Consider the following 17,810-nt stretch of genomic DNA (forward strand, 5'->3'; position numbering starts at 1 on the left):
ACATAAAAAGGGGCGTTGCCGGACAGATATTCTGTTTGTTCGGTGGTGCCCCTAATTTTTTCATAAACGATATATTAGCTGCATTACTCAGCTGCAACTTTCGACTTATGCTTTGATGTGATGGAATGACCTGTAATCATACACATTACCATTGCAACCATTGCTACAACTGCCCAAAATTGGTGTTTCTTTAACATATAAAACCTCCTCTACTATTAAATCCTCATTCTTATAATAGTTATAAAATATAGTTTTGTAAACAGTATTGCTGATTTTAAAAGAGCGTAGCAGCTTTAAAAACTGCTACGCATATTATTACTGAACCCAAACACCGTCCTGATTTATGTTAAATCCGTCGATAGTGGTATTTGTAACCATTTCACCATTTGCATCAAGGTAGTACCAAAGTCCCTTGTATTCAATCCATCCTTTTTTGAAAAGACCTGATTCCTCAAAATAGTACCATTTATTATTAATCAATTCCCAACCTACCGGCATTGCACCGCTTTGTGGATTTAAATAATATCTGTATCCATTGTTCTCAATCCATCCGGTCATCATATTTCCGTTGGCATCAAAGAAATACCAAAGATTATTCACTAGGTACCAGTTTGTAGCATGAGTACCGTCAGGTTTTCTGTAATGCCATGTACCATTTGTCTGATACCAGCCGTTATTTCCTGATGAGTTTGTAGTGGTAGATGAATTATTGGAAGAATTGTTATTTGAAGTACTGCCACTTCTGCTTCTCTTATATTCATTTATTGTGTCTATATCAAAATATTCTGCAGGAGAAGATACAGACATATCAGGTCCGCCCTTTAGCGGATATACCACGAAATGATAGTTGCCCGCACCGTTTTCGGTTATAAGCTTTGTAAAATCATATTTATCATTTGGGGTACTGTTATTAGAGCCTATTTTTTTGTTTCCTTTGTACAATTGAACCTTGTACCTTGTCTTATCCTCAGGTTCATCCCAAGTTGCATACGCCTTATCTCCGGTATCCCATGAAGCACCACCTATGGTGTAGTCCGCTGCAAATACAGTTATACTCATGAGAAGTGAAAAAAGCATGGCTAAAGTTAAAATCAGTTTTTTCATAAAATTCCTTTCTTTGATTATGTTCTTCTATACCCTCTAAAAAATTAAGGACATACTTTTTATACTATTGTAACATATAAAGTAGTGAGTTTATATTACATTTCATTAAATATAATTTATTCTTTTTTAAACTTTATGTTTCAAAGTTAGGAATTTTCTTTTTTTATTATGTCCAAATACCGGTACATACTTGCAGGAGAGCAGGAAAGTTTATGTCCAACAGCTTTGACGGATCCTTTCATAGAAAAGATACCCTTTTTATAAAGTTTTCTTATTATATCAAGTTTTTCAAGTTGGCTTAGCTTAATAAAAGGTAGGGATTTATCTATTCTTTTTAAAATCTCATCTATTGCATTTGAAATATTTTCCGAGAAAACCTCCTGATCATTATTACCCTTTATTTCGATGGAGATATTTTTGGAAACATAGTTATCAGGGTGACAGAGGGAAAATACAAGGTTTGAAAGCTCCCTGTATCTATTATCATCAAAGTTTATATTCAGTGCCCCTACAAGCTTGTTTGATTTATCCTTTATATAGAATGTGGAACATCTGAGAATCTTGCCGTTAGCAGACAATGCACGATAATTGGACAGCCATTTTTCATCGGCTGCCTTTTTTTGATGCAGAATAGTTTTAATTGTGGGGCTTAGAGCTTCTCCGCTATGCCTGCCGCTGATATCTCCGTTTACTATATGTATTATATGCTTCATATCATAAAGTATAATCTCATAGTCAGGCCCCAGGAGTGTGCCCAGAAAATTTGAAATATCAATATATTGCTTTAAGTCAAATTCATTCATAAATACTCCAAACATATTTGTAAAAATTAAAATTAATTTTATTATAGCAAGACTTATGACTTTATGACAGAAAATAATTTTTAAACAAAATCACGAAAACAGCAAATCAGATGTAATAAATGCCGAATATATACCGGAGACAAAATTTTATTATAAAAATTCTCATATAATAGTTTGAATAAAGATAATTATAAAAAAGATAAGGATTTTTAAACATACATATACATATGTACTTTGTATACTCAAAAATAAAATCTTAAAAATTTTATCATATAAAAATTGCATCAAAAATTGAGACAATTTCAAAAAGCAAATTTTAATGCACATTGCACAGAAATATACTAAAAATACACGAATATAGGCTTTTGATTAAACAATATTGACAAGAATTTAAAATAATGATAAATTAAAACCATAGGGAATAGTTAGATAATAAAGCTGATATTTGTAAAAAATTAGAGATTATGTGTATACACTATGCAAAGAGTTAATAGCTGAAATATCTACTACTCGCTGAATGTGATTGTAATACCGTCCGCCAGTCGTTTACTACGATGACCGGGGTATCAAAATATATTTTTATATTTGGAGGTATTAAAATGGAGTATGAGAAGATGTTAGGTGTAGAGGCACCGAAGTCATGGACACATGTGGTAAGGGAAGTTCCTACAGTTACACAGGAGCAGAGAAAGAGAGCCTTGGAGATGACTCATTATAATGAGTTCGCTTTCCCCGCAGGTCTTTTGTATATAGACTGTCTTTCTGATTCAGGTACTACATCAATGACAGATACACAGTGGTCAACCATGTTCCTTGCAGACGAATCATATGGAAGAAATAAGGGATACTATGTTCTTTTGGATGCATTCAGGGATGTATGGGAAAGAGGAGATGATCAAAAGAGACTCATCAACTACATCAAAGAGGGTGTTGATAAGGATGATGTGGAAAAGATGATGAATGAAGTGTATCTGGTTGATCATGAGGGTGGATTTATCAATGGAGGTAAGTATCAGCTTTCCAGACCTAACACATTTATCGTTCCTCAGGGACGTTGTGCGGAGGCTCTTTTATTTGATGTATTAAAGCCTTTATTTGCAAGAAGATGGCCGGGTAAGGTATTTACCATCCCATCAAATGCACATTTTGACACGACAGAGGGCAATATCAAGCAGATGGGTAATGTTCCGAGGAACCTTTTCCATAAGGAGATTTTATTCGAGGTACCTGAGAGCGGAAAGTATGAGAAGAATCCTTTCAAGGGAGATATGGATATAGATAAGCTGAATCAGCTTATTGAAGCTGTAGGTGTGGAGAATGTTCCTCTTATTTATTCTACAGTAACCAATAACTCTGTATGCGGACAGGCAGTTTCTATGAAAAACATCAGAGAGGTTTCCGAGATTGCACATAAACATAATATTCCATTTGTTATGGACGGTGCAAGATGGGCGGAGAACTGCTACTTTATAAAGATGAATGAAGAGGGTTATGCCGACAAGTCAATCTGCGAGATAGCAAAAGAAATGTTCTCATATTTTGATGTTGTTTCCGCATCACTTAAGAAAAACGGACATTCAAATATGGGCGGTATTTTAGCTTTCCGTGATAAGGGATTATTCTGGCAGAAGTTCTCAGAGTTTAATGAGGATGGAACTGTAAAGACAGATATCGGACATCTTTTAAAGGTTCGTCAGATTTCAGCTTATGGTAATGACTCCTATGGCGGTATGTCGGGACATGATATTATGGCGCTTTGCCAGGGTATGTATGAAGAGGCAAGATTTGATTATCAGGATGAGAGAGTAAAACAGTGTCAGTATCTGGCTGACGGACTTACTGCAAACGGTGTTCCTGTAGTACAGCCTGCCGGCGGTCATGGAGTTTATGTTGATGTTGATAAGTTCTTTAACTATAAGAGAGGACATGAGAGTTTTGCAGGTCAGGCACTTTCGCTTGAGATGATCCATCGTTACGGTATTCGTTGTTCAGAGCTTGGAGATTTCTCTATGGAATATGATTTAAAGACTCCTGAGCAGCAAAAGGAAGTATGTAATGTTGTTCGTCTGGCTATTAACAGAAGTCAGTTCAGCAAGCAGCATATGGACTATATCATTGCGGCATTGACACAACTTTATAAAGACAGAGATACTGTTCCTAATCTGAAGATTACCTTCGGTCACACATTGCCTATGAGACATTTCCATGCATGGGCAGAGCCTTATGCTCCGTCAAAAGAAGAAATGTGTGATGAAGCGAATTACGGATATTGGGAAAATAAATAAAATATACCGGCAGACCGGTCTTATCAGATCGGACTGCCGTCCAAAATAAGTACTTGCATTTTGGCAAGACGGAGGAATTTTATGGGTTCAGATAATACATCTGTAAAACAGGATGGTTTTAACTCACAAGTAGGTTTTATTATAGCATGTGTAGGTTCTGCTGTAGGTATGGGAAATCTGTGGAGATTCCCGGTTTTGGTATCTGCATTTGGCGGGATGACTTTCCTTATTCCATATTTTATATTTGTAGTATTGATAGGAAGTACGGGAGTGGTCGAAGAGATTGCTCTGGGAAGAAGCACAGGCAAAGGACCTATAGGAGCTTTTGGAGCCGCTATGGCACATGCCGGAAAAAGCAGAAAGCTTGGTGAGGGTATAGGAATTATACCGACTCTCGGATCATTGGCTCTTGCTATAGGATATTCATGCGTTGTCGGCTGGATATTTAAATATCTTATAATGGCATTTACAGGTAAAGTATATGGCATGGGAACCGATATGGAAGCTATCGGGGGGACTTTTGGAGCTACAGCTTCAGCTTTCGGTAATAATATGTGGATTGTTATTGCTTTGATAGTAAGCTTTGCAATCATGGCATTCGGTGTAGCCGACGGTATTGAAAAAGCCAATAAGTTTATGATGCCTTTGCTATTTGTGATGATGATCGGCTTGGCAATATATATCGGAATACAGCCGGGAGCAGTCAACGGATATAAGTATATTTTCACTGTAAATCCTCAGGGATTAAAGGATATAAGACTTTGGATATTTGCTTTCGGACAGGCATTTTTCTCACTTTCTATTGCAGGAAACGGTACTGTAATCTACGGTTCTTATTTGAGTAAGAAAGAGGATATACCTTTCTCGGCAATGAATATCGCAATATTTGATACCTGTGCGGCGCTTTTGGCAGCTCTTGTTATTATACCGGCTATGGCTACATCAGGGGCGGAACTTAGCGAAGGCGGTCCGGGACTTATGTTCATCTATCTTGTAAATATTATGAATCAGATGCCCGGAGGTATGCTTGTAGGAATTATATTCTTTGTATGCGTTACATTTGCAGGACTCAGTTCTCTTGTAAATCTATATGAGGCACCTGTTGCCACATTGCAGCAGCAATTTAAACTAAACAGAATACAGTCTGTAGGAGTTATCGGAGTAGTAGGTGTGATCGTTGCCATATTGATACAGGGAATAGTAGGAAATTGGATGGATGCCGTATCTATCTATATTTGCCCGATAGGTGCCGTACTTGCATCTGTGATGTTGTTCTTTGTATTCGGCAAGGATTATACAATGGATGCTGTTAATACAGGAGCTAAAAAACCGAAAGGAGATATTTGGTTCTTCCTCGGTAAATATGTATATACGGGACTTGCATTGCTTGCACTTATAGCAGGTGCATTCTATGGAGGAATCGGTTGATAGGGCTATAATATGAGGGAAAAAGTATGAGCTTAAAAAACTCCCACACCGTATAAAGCGGTTGGGAGTTTTTTGGTATTTTACCAATTTATAAAAGTAATCAAAAAAATAAAAAAAGTTATTGACAAATATGCCTGTATGGAATATAGTAATTAATAGAGTTAGCACTCTATATAAATGAGTGCTAACAAATAAGAAGGGAGGGCAAATGGATTCAGAGGACAGGAAAGCGATTATTTTAAAAGCTATCATAAAAAATTATATGGAAACCGGGGAGCCGGTAGGTTCAAGAACTATTTCAAAGCTCCCTGAACTTAATTTAAGTTCCGCAACAATCAGAAATGAGATGAGTGATTTGGAGGAGATGGGCTATATTTTACAGCCGCATACTTCAGCGGGGCGTATTCCTTCAGATAAGGGCTACAGATTCTATGTAGATGAGATGCTTAGAGAAAAGGAGATAGAAACTGAAGAGTTTAAGGATCTGATGTTCAAAAAAGTGGACAGATTGGAAACTGTATTAAAGCAGCTTGCAAAGGTGATTGCAAGAGATACCAATTATGCCGCAATGATATCAGGTCCGACCATTCACTCAAATAAGGTAAAGTTTTTGCAGCTCTCAAAGATAGATAAAGTCAAGTTGCTTTTGGTAACCGTGGCTGAGGGAAATATTATCAATAATAAGATAATAGATATTGAGAGCGAAATATCCGAAGCCGAGCTTCTTAATCTGAACCTGCTTATAAATACTTCTTTAAACGGATTGACTGTGGAAGAAATAAACTTAAGCATTATGAATAAGCTGAGAACTGATGCAGGAGTTTATGGTGATATAGTGGATAAGGTTTTAAGAGAGGTGGCAGCAGTATTTGAAAGTGCTACTGACAATCTGGAGATATATACAAGCGGCACAACAAATATTTTTAAATATCCTGAGATTTCCGACAGGGAAAAAGCAAGTCAGCTTGTAAATGCCTTTGAGGAGAAGGATAAGCTAAAGGCGATACTGGCGGAAGTCAATGAGGATGATAAGGACGGTATCAGAGTATATATAGGAAATGAAGTACCGGTTTCAGATATGAGGGATCTTTCGGTAGTCACAGCCAATTATGAGATAGGCGAGGGACTTAGAGGTACTATCGGTATAGTGGGACCAAAGAGAATGGACTATGAAAAGGTATTAAAGACCATAAAGACGGTTATGGCATCGCTGGATGAGCAATTTAAAAATGATGAATAGAGGAGAGGGCTGTGAAGGAAAAGGATTTAAAAAGAAAACAAAAAGAAAATAAGGAAGTTTTAGAAAACGAAAAGGATAAAGATCCGGTAGTAGAGACTGAAACTTCTTTGGAGGAGGAAGCGGCAAAGGCGGCGGCTATGGAAGCTGAAGCCGGTGAGGATTTCAGTGATGAAAATCCTGAAGAAAAGCCTGATAAAAAAGACCTTGCCATTGCGGATTTGACAGACAGACTTAAAAGAAGTATGGCAGAGTTTGAAAATTTCAGAAAAAGAAATGAAAAAGAAAAAGCTACCATGTTTGATATGGGAGCAAGAAGTATGGCAGAAAAGCTTTTACCGGTGGTTGACAATTTTGAAAGAGCAATGCTTGCAGCACCGGCGGATGGAGAAGGCAAGGCTTTTGCAGAGGGAATAACAATGATTTACAATCAAATGACAAAGACTCTTGAAGATTTGGGAGTAAAGGCGATTGATTGTGTGGGCAAAGAATTTGATCCGAATTTCCACAATGCTGTAATGCATATAGAAGATGAAAATTTAGGTGAGAATGTAGTAGCCGAGGAACTTTTAAAGGGCTATATGTATAAGGACACTGTTCTTAGACACAGCATGGTAAAGGTTGCCAATTAAATTCGGGACTATATTTTGTTTTGTGAGAGCAAAGCAAAATATTTAATATAGATATTAAAATAATAAAGTATATAATTTGGAGGATAAAATAATGGGTAAGATTATTGGTATAGATTTAGGTACAACAAACAGCTGTGTAGCAGTTATGGAAGGTGGAAAGCCTGTAGTTATTCCAAACTCTGAGGGTTCAAGAACAACACCTTCAGTAGTGGCATTTACAAAAACAGGTGAGAGACTTATAGGTGAGCCTGCAAAGCGTCAGGCGGTTACAAACTCAGACAGAACAATCTCTTCAATAAAGAGACATATGGGTACAGATTATAAGGTGACCATAGATGGTAAATCTTATACACCACAGGAGATTTCAGCAATGATTCTTCAAAAGCTTAAGGCTGATGCTGAGAGTTATTTGGGTGAGAAAGTTACAGAGGCGGTTATCACAGTTCCTGCATATTTTAATGATGCACAGCGTCAGGCTACAAAGGATGCAGGTAAGATTGCAGGTCTTGATGTAAAGAGAATTATAAATGAGCCTACAGCTGCAGCTCTTGCATACGGTCTTGACAATGATGCCGAGCAAAAGATTATGGTATATGACCTTGGTGGCGGTACATTTGATGTTTCAATTATTGAGATCGGTGACGGTGTTATAGAGGTTTTGGCTACAAACGGTGATACACATCTGGGCGGTGATGACTTTGATAATAAGATTACAAATTGGCTTGTAAGTGAATTTAAGAATGCCGAGGGTGTTGACCTTTCTGCAGATAAGATGGCACTTCAAAGATTAAAGGAAGCGGCTGAGAAGGCTAAAAAAGAGCTTTCAACAGCAACAACCACAAATATCAATCTTCCTTTCATAACAGCTACAGCAGAGGGACCGAAGCATCTGGATATGACTCTTACAAGAGCTAAGTTTGATGAACTTACACTTGATCTTATTGAGAGGACTGCCGTTCCGGTACAGAATGCTCTTAAGGATGCTGGCATTACATCAAGTGAGCTTGGAAAAGTATTGCTTGTAGGCGGATCTACAAGAATGATCAATGCACAGGATAAGGTAAAATCTCTTACAGGTAAGGAGCCTTCAAAGAGCATCAACCCTGATGAGGGTGTTGCAATAGGTGCAGGTATTCAGGGAGGAAAGCTTTCAGGTGAAGCAGGTTCAGGAGATGTTTTGCTTCTGGATGTTACTCCGCTTTCACTTTCAATCGAGACGATGGGAGGTGTAGCTACAAGACTTATTGAAAGAAATACTACAATACCTACAAAGAAGAGTCAGATATTCTCTACAGCTGCAGACAATCAGGAAGCTGTTGATATCCATGTAGTACAGGGTGAGAGACAGTTTGCAAGAGATAATAAGACTTTAGGTCAGTTCAGACTTGACGGTATTTTACCTGCAAAAAGAGGTGTGCCACAGATTGAGGTTACATTTGATATAGATGCAAACGGTATTGTGAACGTATCTGCAAAGGATCTTGGAACAGGTAAGGAGCAGCATATTACAATTACCGCAGGTTCAAATATGTCTGAAAGTGATATTGATAAGGCTGTAAAGGAAGCCGCAGAGTTTGAAGCACAGGATAAGAAGAGAAAAGAAGGTATTGATGCGAGAAATGAAGCCGACTCAATAGTATTCCAGACAGAGAATGCACTAAAAGAAGTTGGTGACAATCTGGATGCAAATGATAAGGCGGCAGTTGAGGCTGATCTTACAACATTGAAAGAGGCTATAAACAGAGCACCTATCGATGCTATGACAGATGATCAGATAAATGATATTAAGGCAGGCAAGGAGAAGCTTATGGAGAGTGCTCAAAAGCTCTTTGCAAAGGTATATGAGCAGGCAGGTGCGGCTCAGAATGCAGGTGCGGCAGATGCCGACACAGCCGGAGCACAGGATGCCAAAACATCTTCAGATGATGATGTTATAGACGGTGATTTTAAAGAGGTATAATTAAGGAGAGCAACTGATGGCAGAGAGCAAAAGAGATTACTATGAAGTACTTGGCGTGGATAAAAACGCTGATGACTCTGCAATAAAAAAGGCATACAGAGCACTGGCAAAAAAATATCATCCGGATTCAAATCCTAATAATCCTGAGGCTGAAAAGAAGTTTAAGGAAGCTAGTGAAGCCTATTCGGTACTAAGCGATCCTGATAAAAGAAGACAGTATGACCAATTCGGTCATGCTGCCTTTGATGGTGGAGCCGGTGCCGGAGGCGGTGGATTTGGCGGCTTTGGTGGCTTCTCAGGTTTTGATTTTGGCGGTGATGATATATTTGGAGATCTCTTTGGAGGAATGTTTGGAGGCGGTGGAAGCAGAGCTGCCGGAAACGGTCCTATGAAAGGGGCAAATGTCAGAGCATCAGTGAGACTTACATTTGAAGAAGGCGTCTTTGGATGTAAGAAAGAAATCAAGGTAAACTTCAAGGAAGAATGTGCAACTTGCCATGGTACAGGAGCTAAGCCGGGTACTTCACCAACCACTTGTACAAAGTGTAACGGTAAGGGACAGATAAGGTATTCTCAGCAGACAATCTTTGGAACTATGCAGAATGTTAAAACCTGTCCGGACTGTAACGGTACGGGAAAGGTTGTCAAGGAAAAATGCCCTGAATGTCATGGGAAGGCATATATTCAAAAAAAGAAGAGCTTTGTTGTGGATATACCTGCCGGTATAGACAATGGTATGTCTATAAGAATGGCAGGAGGCGGAGAACCGGGGATAAACGGAGGCCCGAGAGGAGATTTGCTTGTAGAAGCGATAGTAAGCCCTCATCCTATTTTTAAACGCCAGGAAACAAATATTTATTCTACAGTACCTATAAGCTTTACAAAGGCGACTCTGGGAGGTGCTATAAGAGTAAAAACTGTGGACGGTGAAGTGGAATATGAGGTAAAGCCGGGTACTCAGACAGATACAAGGGTGAGACTAAAGGGCAAGGGTGTACCGTTCCTAAGAAACAAAAATACGAGGGGAGATCACTATATAACTTTGGTGGTATCCGTACCTACAAAGCTTACAAGGGAACAAAGGGAAGCTTTGGAAGCCTTTGATGCGGCAATGAACAAATAGTAATATATAAGTCACATAGTAAATAATATAATAGCGGTCATATATGAGTATGGCTGTACTGAAAGGTCACGAGTTTTTGACTCGTGGCTTTTTTTAGGTATTTGGCTGAAGATGTCTTTTTAATTTTAAACATAGAATAATAATAGTGTCATGGCTTTTTTTGCGTTCATATTTGACGGAAATACTACTGTGAAGTATAATTTAGAACAGAAATAAAGCAAAAAATAATGAGGTGTATTATAATGGGAAAAATCATAGTGGACAGATGCGAGATAGAAGGACTTTGCGTAATCACTCCAACAGTGTTTAAAGATGATAGAGGATATTTTATAGAAACATATAATCAAAATGATTTTAAAGAGGCAGGACTTGATATGGTCTTTGTACAGGATAATGAGTCAAAATCATCCAAAGGAGTTCTTCGCGGCTTACATTTTCAAAAGGAGCATCCACAGGGTAAGCTTGTAAGAGTACTAAGCGGTGAGGTCTATGATGTGGCGGTTGATTTAAGAAAAAACTCAAAGACATTCGGAAAGCATTTCGGAGTATTATTATCAAGCGAGAATAAAAAGCAATTTTATATACCGAAAGGTTTTGCGCACGGTTTTTTAGTGCTTTCGGATGAGGCTGTATTTGCTTATAAATGCACAGACTTTTATCATCCGAATGATGAGGGCGGTATTATATACAATGATCCCGATATAGGTATTAACTGGCCGATAGAGGGAATGGAACTTATAATGTCTGAAAAAGATACAAAGTGGAAGGGCATTAAAGAAACATTTAGTTTTGATAAATTCTGATATTGATTTACAATCCTGTTTTGTAAAAGAATTATTTATATAAGGATTGCAAGAGTAAAGACTTATAAAAGAGTAATGCTTTAAAAAGGCAGGATTGTAGATATAATTTGTAAAATAATGAATGGAAAAAGAGATGAATATAATATCGCTTATACGAGAAATATTAAAATCCAGAGGAATCATATGGGATTTGGCAAAGGCTGATTTTAAGAAGCGCTTTGTCGGGTCCTATTTTGGCATTGCCTGGATGTTTGTTCAACCGGTAGTTACAGTGCTTATATACTTTTTGATTTTTCAGATGGGCTTTAAGAGTGAGCCACCGGTACCCGGAGTTCCCTATGTGGTATGGTTGGTGCCCGGTATAGTACCGTGGTTTTTCTTTGCTGAGACTCTAAACTTAGGTACGGCAGTACTTTCGGAATATAATTATCTTGTAAAAAAGGTAGTGTTTAATGTATCAATACTGCCTGTAATCAAGGTGATTTCATGCCTTATAGTGCATGGAATCTTTGTTGTAATAATGATAACAATGACATTGGCATTTGGAAGACTGCCGATGATTAGCTGGATTGGAGTAGTATATTACAGTTTTTGCCTGTCAATATTTGCATTGGCAATAATATATATAACCTGTGCTATAAATGTATTCTTTAAGGATATGGCACAGATAGTGGGTATTGCCTTACAGTTTGGGATGTGGATGACACCGATTATGTGGGATCCTACAATGTTTGAGTTCTTCCCTCCAAAGGTAGAAAAATTAATGAAGCTCAATCCGGTATATTATATTGTGGTAGGATACAGAGACAGCATACTGAGAGGGAACTTTTTTTTCCAAAGGCCGGGACTTACAGTTTATTTTTGGGTAGTTACCATAATATTATTATTTATCGGACTTAGAATGTTCAATAAGCTTAGACCGCATTTTTCAGATGTATTATAAGGAGAAGTATGCAGAGCAATTTAGCAATAAATGTCTGTGATGTGACCAAGATTTACAGACTGTATGATAAGCCTATAGACAGGTTAAAGGAGAGTATTTCTCTTACACATAAAAAATATCATAAGGAATTTTTTGCCTTGGATAAAATATCCTTTTGTGTAGAGAAAGGCTCAACAGTGGGAATTATAGGAACAAACGGTTCCGGAAAGTCCACTATATTAAAAATCATAACAGGAGTATTAAATCCAAGTACCGGTAGTGTAGAGGTGGACGGCAATATATCCGCATTACTGGAACTTGGAGCCGGATTTAATATGGACTATACAGGCATTGAAAATATATATATGAACGGTACCATGATGGGCTTTAGCAGAGAGCAGATGGATGCAAAGCTTCCTGAAATACTTGATTTTGCGGATATAGGGGATTTTGTCTATCAGCCTGTAAAGACATACTCATCAGGTATGTTTGTAAGACTTGCCTTTGCACTTGCTATAAATGTGGAACCGGAAATACTGATAGTGGATGAGGCGCTTTCGGTAGGTGATGTTTTCTTCCAGGCAAAATGCTACAGAAGAATGGAAGAGATAAGAAAGACAGGTACAACCATATTGATGGTAACTCATGATATGGGAAGCGTTATAAAGTATTGCGATAAGGTAATACTTCTAAATAAGGGAAAGTTTCTTGCCGAAGGTCCTGCCGGAGAGATGGTGGATCTGTATAAAAAAATCCTTGCGGGAAGAATGGATGATTTGGAGGCAGATCTTGCAAAAAGACTGGACAGCAATTTCTCCGATATGATGGAGTTAAACAATGATATAAATAAATCACATGCCAAAGAATATCACGGTCTTATGAAGGAAAAAATCTCCATAAATCCCAATAAAACAGAATATGGTGACGGCAGAGCCGAGATATATGATCTGGGGCTTTTAGACTCTAAGGGAGAGCTTACAAATCTTTTGCTTAAGGGCGAGGAGTTTACAATCAGAGAAAAGATAAGGTTTAATGCCGATATAGAATCCCCTATATTTACATTCACCATTAAGGATAAAAAGGGAACGGAACTTAGCGGTACCAATACAATGTTTGAGGGTGCACCTGTAAAACCTGTAAAACCCGGTGATGAAGTAGTGGTGGAATTCAAACAAAAAATGACCTTACAGGGTGGGGAGTATCTTTTAAGTATGAGCTGTACCGGATTTGAAGACGGTACACATGTGGTATATCACAGACTCTATGATGTTACATTCATTACAGTTATTTCAAATAAAAACACTGTGGGAGTTTATGATATGGAATCAAAAGTAAAACTTATTCAATCATAGGATTTTGCTTGAATAAAAATAAATGGGAGAGAAAATGAGTCTTTTAGAACTTTCAAAAAAGTATGGAAAAGATGAATATAGACTTTTAAAAGAAAATCCCGGATTAGAGAATCTGTCCTTTTTTTCATCTCTGTCGCTTGGAAATACAGAGTGGATAGATATACAGGGAAAGACATTATTCCTCGGAAGTCAGATTGCAATATTGGATGATCTGTGTAAGAAATCAAAAGTCTATATCTATGAAGAGTCAAAAGAAAAATCGGAAAGTGTGCAGGCTGTTTTCGGCAATAGCATAGAATATATTTCAGATTTAAAAAGTATAGATTTTAACGGATTTGATACTGTTATCGCCTATGGTGCCGAGATGGTATCAAGACTTATGGAAAATGAAAAGCCCGAAACAAAGCTGGTTTTAATATTTGACAATAAATACGGTATGAACTATTTTGAAGAGGATTTCGGAGATAAAAATCCCTTAAGTGTAAATACTGTAAGACAATGGCTTAAAGAGGGGTATTCCACATATTATCCATATCCAAACTATAGATATGTTTATAAGCTTTTTTCAGACAAGGAAATGCCCGGAGAGGGAGAGCTTGCACAGATAAAAGCTTATGATTATCCAAGATTTGCACTAAAAGATATCGGTGAGAGATTTTCACAGGCTGCAAAAACAGGAGATTTTGATGCCTTTGCAAACTCATATATACTGGTTTGCGGAGGCAGTGAGGAGAACATCTATATTAAATACAACAGAACCAGACTTCCAAAGTATCAGATAAAGACGGAAATCAGGAGAAGAGAAGGTGAGAAGTATGCCTTAAAGTCCGCTCTGAAAAAAGACGGTATTCCACATATACTGGGTATGTATGACAGGGCAAAGCTTATAAAAAATGACAATGTGACAGTGCTTGAAGGGACTTTTAAAAATGCCGGAGAGATAAACTTCCCCTTTGTAAACGGAAAGTCTTTAAGCAGGCTTTGTGCAGATGGTATCAAAAAAGATATAGACAGCTTTATAGAAGGTATTAAGGGATATCTTGAAAAGATAGTGGATAATGACGCAATAAATCTTGATGCCATATTTGATAATTTTATATTTGACGGAGAGAAGTTTATCGTTATAGACTGCGAATGGATATTTGATGAGTCGATGGATTTTATAAAGGATAGAGAACTCTTTATAAAATACCGTGCATTGCACAGCTTTTATCAAAATAATGCAAGCAAAATACAGGAAAATTTCGGTCTTGTTGAGGAAGAATTCCTGGAAAAGTTCGGTATAGATGATATAGATGCCTTTGACTTTATGGAGAGAAGATTCCAGGAATATATACATGGCGATTATCAGGAAGTTTATCTGGATAATTATTTTGTGGAGACAGTAAGCCGTGATACCCTAAATGAGGGATTAAAAGCGCTTGAGGAATTACCGCATGCAAAAAATAAGATAATCGAGCTTTCAGAGATAAATAAGGATAGAGAGCTGGCTATCAAAGAGATGACAAGGCTTAGAACGCTTACAGATAATCATGTAAACAATCTGGGGATAATAATAGATAATCTAAGACATGAAAATGAAGAGCTTGCAAAGACCTTGAATGTTTATAACGGTAATCTCTCCATTCCATTCAGAATCAGAAGAAAGTTAAGCACTATTTACAATAAAAAATATCCTAAGGGAAGTATGGAAAGAAAAAGGCTTAACTACAGGCTTATGAGCATTTTTCATCCTATAAAATATTTTAAATTAACACATTCCGAACAGGGAAAAAACCTTATAGAGGGCGAATTTAAAATAGGTGATTTATACAGAGAAAAGGGCAGAATAGAGTTCCCCTATGTGGAAAATCCTAAGGTAAGTATTATTATACCTGTGTATAATCAAATACATTATACCTATGCCTGTCTGGTATCCATTCTTGAAAATACTGTAGGGTTTGATTATGAGATAATCATTGCTGATGATGTATCCACAGATGCCACAAAGGAAATAGATAAATTTGTAAGAGGTCTTGTAATTGCAAGGAATGAAACCAATCAGGGATTTTTAAAGAATTGTAATAATGCCGCAAAAAAGGCGAGAGGCGAGTATATATTCTTTTTAAATAATGATACAACCGTGAAAGAAAATTGGCTGCCGCCGCTTATAAAGCTGCTTGAGTCTGACAGAAGTATCGGTATGGTAGGCTCAAAACTTATATATCCTGACGGCAGATTGCAGGAGGCAGGAGGCATTATATGGAGTGACGGCAGCGGCTGGAACTATGGCAGATGTGATGATCCGAATAAGCCCGAGTATAATTATGTAAGAGATGTTGACTATATATCAGGTGCGGCGATAATGCTTAGCAGAAAACTCTGGGAGGAAATCGGAGGATTTGATGAAAGATATGCACCTGCATATTGTGAGGACTCAGACCTTGCCTTTGAAGTGAGAAAGCGTGGACTGAGGGTGGTATATCAGCCGCTCAGTGTGGTAATTCATTTTGAAGGTGTATCAAACGGTACGGATGTAAACGGCACAGGGCTTAAGAGATATCAGGTGGAGAACAATAAAAAGCTTCAGGAAAAATGGAGTGAGGAGTTTAAAAACCAGTACGACAATGTCGGTGTGCCGAATGCCTTTAGAGCCAGAGAAAGAAGCAGAGGCAAAAAGGTTATACTCTTTGTAGACCATTATGTGCCGACCTTTGATAAGGATGCCGGCTCAAAAACCACTTTCCAGTATATAAAAATGTTTATAGAAAGAGGTTATGTGGTGAAGTTTTTGCCGGATAATTTTGCAAAGTCCGAGCCATATACCGAAACTCTGGAGCAAATGGGCGTAGAGGTATTATATGGCAATGAGATGAGAACAAATATATTTGAGTGGATTGAAAATAATCAGTCAAATATTGATATTGTTTATCTTAACAGACCTCATATTGCAACAAAATACATTGATTTTATCAAAGAAAAAACTGATATCAAGGTAATCTACTATGGTCATGATTTACATTTCCTGCGTGAAAGAAGAGAGTATGAGCTTACCGGGGATGTGGAGAGAAAAAATGCCAGTGCATATTGGAAGAGTATGGAGCTTGACCTTATGAGAAAGGCAAGTATAAGCTATTACCCTTCAAATGTAGAGGTGGATTATATTCATACCTTTGATAAGAAGATAAAAGCAAAGGCAATAACAGCCTATGTCTTTGATAAGTTTATAAAATTTGACTACAATCCGGATATCAGAGAGGGCGTACTGTTTGTAGGAGGATTTTCACATCCGCCGAATGCAGATGCACTGAAGTATTTCCTTGATAATATGTGGGAAAAAATCTATGCACAGATAAAAGCACCTTTTTATATAGTGGGTTCTAATGCCACAGATGAGATAAAGGCACTTCACAATGAGGAAAGGGGTATCATCTTTAAAGGCTTTGTCAGTGAAGAGGAATTAAAAGAACTATACGAGAAGGTAAGGCTTGTAGTAGTACCTCTAAGATACGGAGCAGGAGTAAAGGGCAAGGTAATAGAGGCACTATATTATCGTGATCCGGTAATAACCACTGCTGTAGGCGCGGAGGGAATAGATAATTCTCATAATCAAATGTTAGTAGCAGATGAACCGGATGATTTTATAACGGGATGTGTAAGGCTATATAATGACAAGGAAGCTCTAAAAGATATGAGCAGAGCAGCCGGAGAGTATGTAGAAAACAAGCATAGTATAGAGGCTGTTTGGGAAATAATAAGAGAAGATTTTTAGTATAAGGAAAGTCCTGTGGAGAAGTTACTTCATGGGGCTTTTTGTTATCTTGACATAAATTTTAAAAAGTGTTAATTAATATATAAAAGATAATAGATGTATATTTAAGATGAAATAGTGTATGTAAAAGTTTATAAAGGGAGGTAATAGGTATTGTCATGAAAAAAGTGGGTAATATATTGCTAATTGCTATATGGACTATAAATTTGATTCTGCTTGCAATAATTGTGGCAACCACACCGGAAATAATATATAAGATAGTTATGGGAATATCCATGATAAATGCGATTAATACAATCGTAAGAGCAGTATGTAGTGAAATAGGTAATTCTGAATTTATTTTTGCAATGGTATGTGGTGTAATACTTGTTTTGATCTTAAGTTTTATTATTATAAGATAAAACTTGTTA

13 protein-coding genes are annotated in these 17,810 nt (G+C 37.4%); 11 read left to right on the forward strand and 2 right to left on the reverse strand.

From position 1 onward, the window contains the following. Nucleotides 1-315 precede the first annotated feature (315 nt). On the reverse strand, nt 316-1,104 hold the full coding sequence (locus J4O15_RS04680) for a cell wall-binding protein (protein ID WP_009221033.1): 789 nt from the start codon (nt 1,102-1,104) through the stop codon (nt 316-318). A gap of 146 nt (nt 1,105-1,250) precedes the next feature. Further along, nucleotides 1,251-1,907 carry a helix-turn-helix transcriptional regulator gene (locus tag J4O15_RS04685; protein WP_208099876.1) on the reverse strand — a complete coding sequence of 219 codons (657 nt, stop codon included), beginning with the start codon at nt 1,905-1,907 and terminating at the stop codon, nt 1,251-1,253. Between the two features lie 599 nt (nt 1,908-2,506). Between J4O15_RS04685 and J4O15_RS04690 the strand changes: the two genes are divergently transcribed. The 11 genes from J4O15_RS04690 (at nt 2,507) to J4O15_RS04740 (ending at nt 17,801) form a co-directional block, all read left to right on the forward strand. After that, nucleotides 2,507-4,192 (forward strand): tryptophanase, encoded by a 1,686-nt coding sequence (locus J4O15_RS04690; RefSeq protein WP_208099877.1) that lies wholly within the window; start codon nt 2,507-2,509, stop codon nt 4,190-4,192. An 81-nt stretch (nt 4,193-4,273) separates the two neighbouring features. Then, nucleotides 4,274-5,620 (forward strand): sodium-dependent transporter, encoded by a 1,347-nt coding sequence (locus tag J4O15_RS04695; RefSeq protein WP_208099878.1) that lies wholly within the window; start codon nt 4,274-4,276, stop codon nt 5,618-5,620. Between the two features lie 208 nt (nt 5,621-5,828). Further along, nucleotides 5,829-6,860 (forward strand): heat-inducible transcriptional repressor HrcA, encoded by a 1,032-nt coding sequence (gene hrcA / locus J4O15_RS04700; protein ID WP_009221038.1) that lies wholly within the window; start codon nt 5,829-5,831, stop codon nt 6,858-6,860. 11 nt (nt 6,861-6,871) lie between these two features. After that, nucleotides 6,872-7,489, forward strand: coding sequence for a nucleotide exchange factor GrpE (gene grpE, locus J4O15_RS04705; protein ID WP_208099879.1), 618 nt, complete (start codon nt 6,872-6,874; stop codon nt 7,487-7,489). Nucleotides 7,490-7,580: 91 nt separating this feature from the next. Continuing rightward, complete coding sequence (gene dnaK, locus J4O15_RS04710; protein WP_208099880.1) at nt 7,581-9,449, forward strand: molecular chaperone DnaK; 1,869 nt, start codon at nt 7,581-7,583, stop codon at nt 9,447-9,449. Between the two features lie 16 nt (nt 9,450-9,465). Next, complete coding sequence (gene dnaJ, locus J4O15_RS04715; protein ID WP_208099881.1) at nt 9,466-10,572, forward strand: molecular chaperone DnaJ; 1,107 nt, start codon at nt 9,466-9,468, stop codon at nt 10,570-10,572. A 242-nt stretch (nt 10,573-10,814) separates the two neighbouring features. Next, complete coding sequence (rfbC, locus tag J4O15_RS04720) at nt 10,815-11,375, forward strand: dTDP-4-dehydrorhamnose 3,5-epimerase (protein WP_208099882.1); 561 nt, start codon at nt 10,815-10,817, stop codon at nt 11,373-11,375. Between the two features lie 121 nt (nt 11,376-11,496). Next, complete coding sequence (locus tag J4O15_RS04725; protein ID WP_083810569.1) at nt 11,497-12,318, forward strand: ABC transporter permease; 822 nt, start codon at nt 11,497-11,499, stop codon at nt 12,316-12,318. A gap of 8 nt (nt 12,319-12,326) precedes the next feature. Continuing rightward, nucleotides 12,327-13,649 (forward strand): ABC transporter ATP-binding protein, encoded by a 1,323-nt coding sequence (locus J4O15_RS04730; RefSeq protein WP_208099883.1) that lies wholly within the window; start codon nt 12,327-12,329, stop codon nt 13,647-13,649. A 34-nt stretch (nt 13,650-13,683) separates the two neighbouring features. After that, nucleotides 13,684-17,400: a glycosyltransferase gene (locus J4O15_RS04735; protein ID WP_208099884.1), complete on the forward strand. Its 3,717-nt coding sequence runs from the start codon at nt 13,684-13,686 to the stop codon at nt 17,398-17,400. Between the two features lie 158 nt (nt 17,401-17,558). Next, nucleotides 17,559-17,801, forward strand: a complete 243-nt coding sequence (locus tag J4O15_RS04740) for a hypothetical protein (protein WP_208099885.1) — start codon at nt 17,559-17,561, stop codon at nt 17,799-17,801. Nucleotides 17,802-17,810 lie beyond the last annotated feature (9 nt).

The organism is Lachnoanaerobaculum sp. Marseille-Q4761 (genome assembly GCF_017565785.1).
Lineage (GTDB): Bacteria > Bacillota > Clostridia > Lachnospirales > Lachnospiraceae > Lachnoanaerobaculum.

Coding starts and splice junctions, on each gene's coding strand:
- J4O15_RS04680 (WP_009221033.1), bottom strand. CDS start 1,104: ATGAAAAAACTGATTTTAACTTTAGCCATGCTTTTTTCACTTCTCATG.
- J4O15_RS04685 (WP_208099876.1), bottom strand. CDS start 1,907: ATGAATGAATTTGACTTAAAGCAATATATTGATATTTCAAATTTTCTG.
- J4O15_RS04690 (WP_208099877.1), top strand. CDS start 2,507: ATGGAGTATGAGAAGATGTTAGGTGTAGAGGCACCGAAGTCATGGACA.
- J4O15_RS04695 (WP_208099878.1), top strand. CDS start 4,274: ATGGGTTCAGATAATACATCTGTAAAACAGGATGGTTTTAACTCACAA.
- hrcA (WP_009221038.1), top strand. CDS start 5,829: ATGGATTCAGAGGACAGGAAAGCGATTATTTTAAAAGCTATCATAAAA.
- dnaK (WP_208099880.1), top strand. CDS start 7,581: ATGGGTAAGATTATTGGTATAGATTTAGGTACAACAAACAGCTGTGTA.
- dnaJ (WP_208099881.1), top strand. CDS start 9,466: ATGGCAGAGAGCAAAAGAGATTACTATGAAGTACTTGGCGTGGATAAA.
- rfbC (WP_208099882.1), top strand. CDS start 10,815: ATGGGAAAAATCATAGTGGACAGATGCGAGATAGAAGGACTTTGCGTA.
- J4O15_RS04725 (WP_083810569.1), top strand. CDS start 11,497: ATGGAAAAAGAGATGAATATAATATCGCTTATACGAGAAATATTAAAA.
- J4O15_RS04730 (WP_208099883.1), top strand. CDS start 12,327: ATGCAGAGCAATTTAGCAATAAATGTCTGTGATGTGACCAAGATTTAC.
- J4O15_RS04735 (WP_208099884.1), top strand. CDS start 13,684: ATGAGTCTTTTAGAACTTTCAAAAAAGTATGGAAAAGATGAATATAGA.
- J4O15_RS04740 (WP_208099885.1), top strand. CDS start 17,559: ATGAAAAAAGTGGGTAATATATTGCTAATTGCTATATGGACTATAAAT.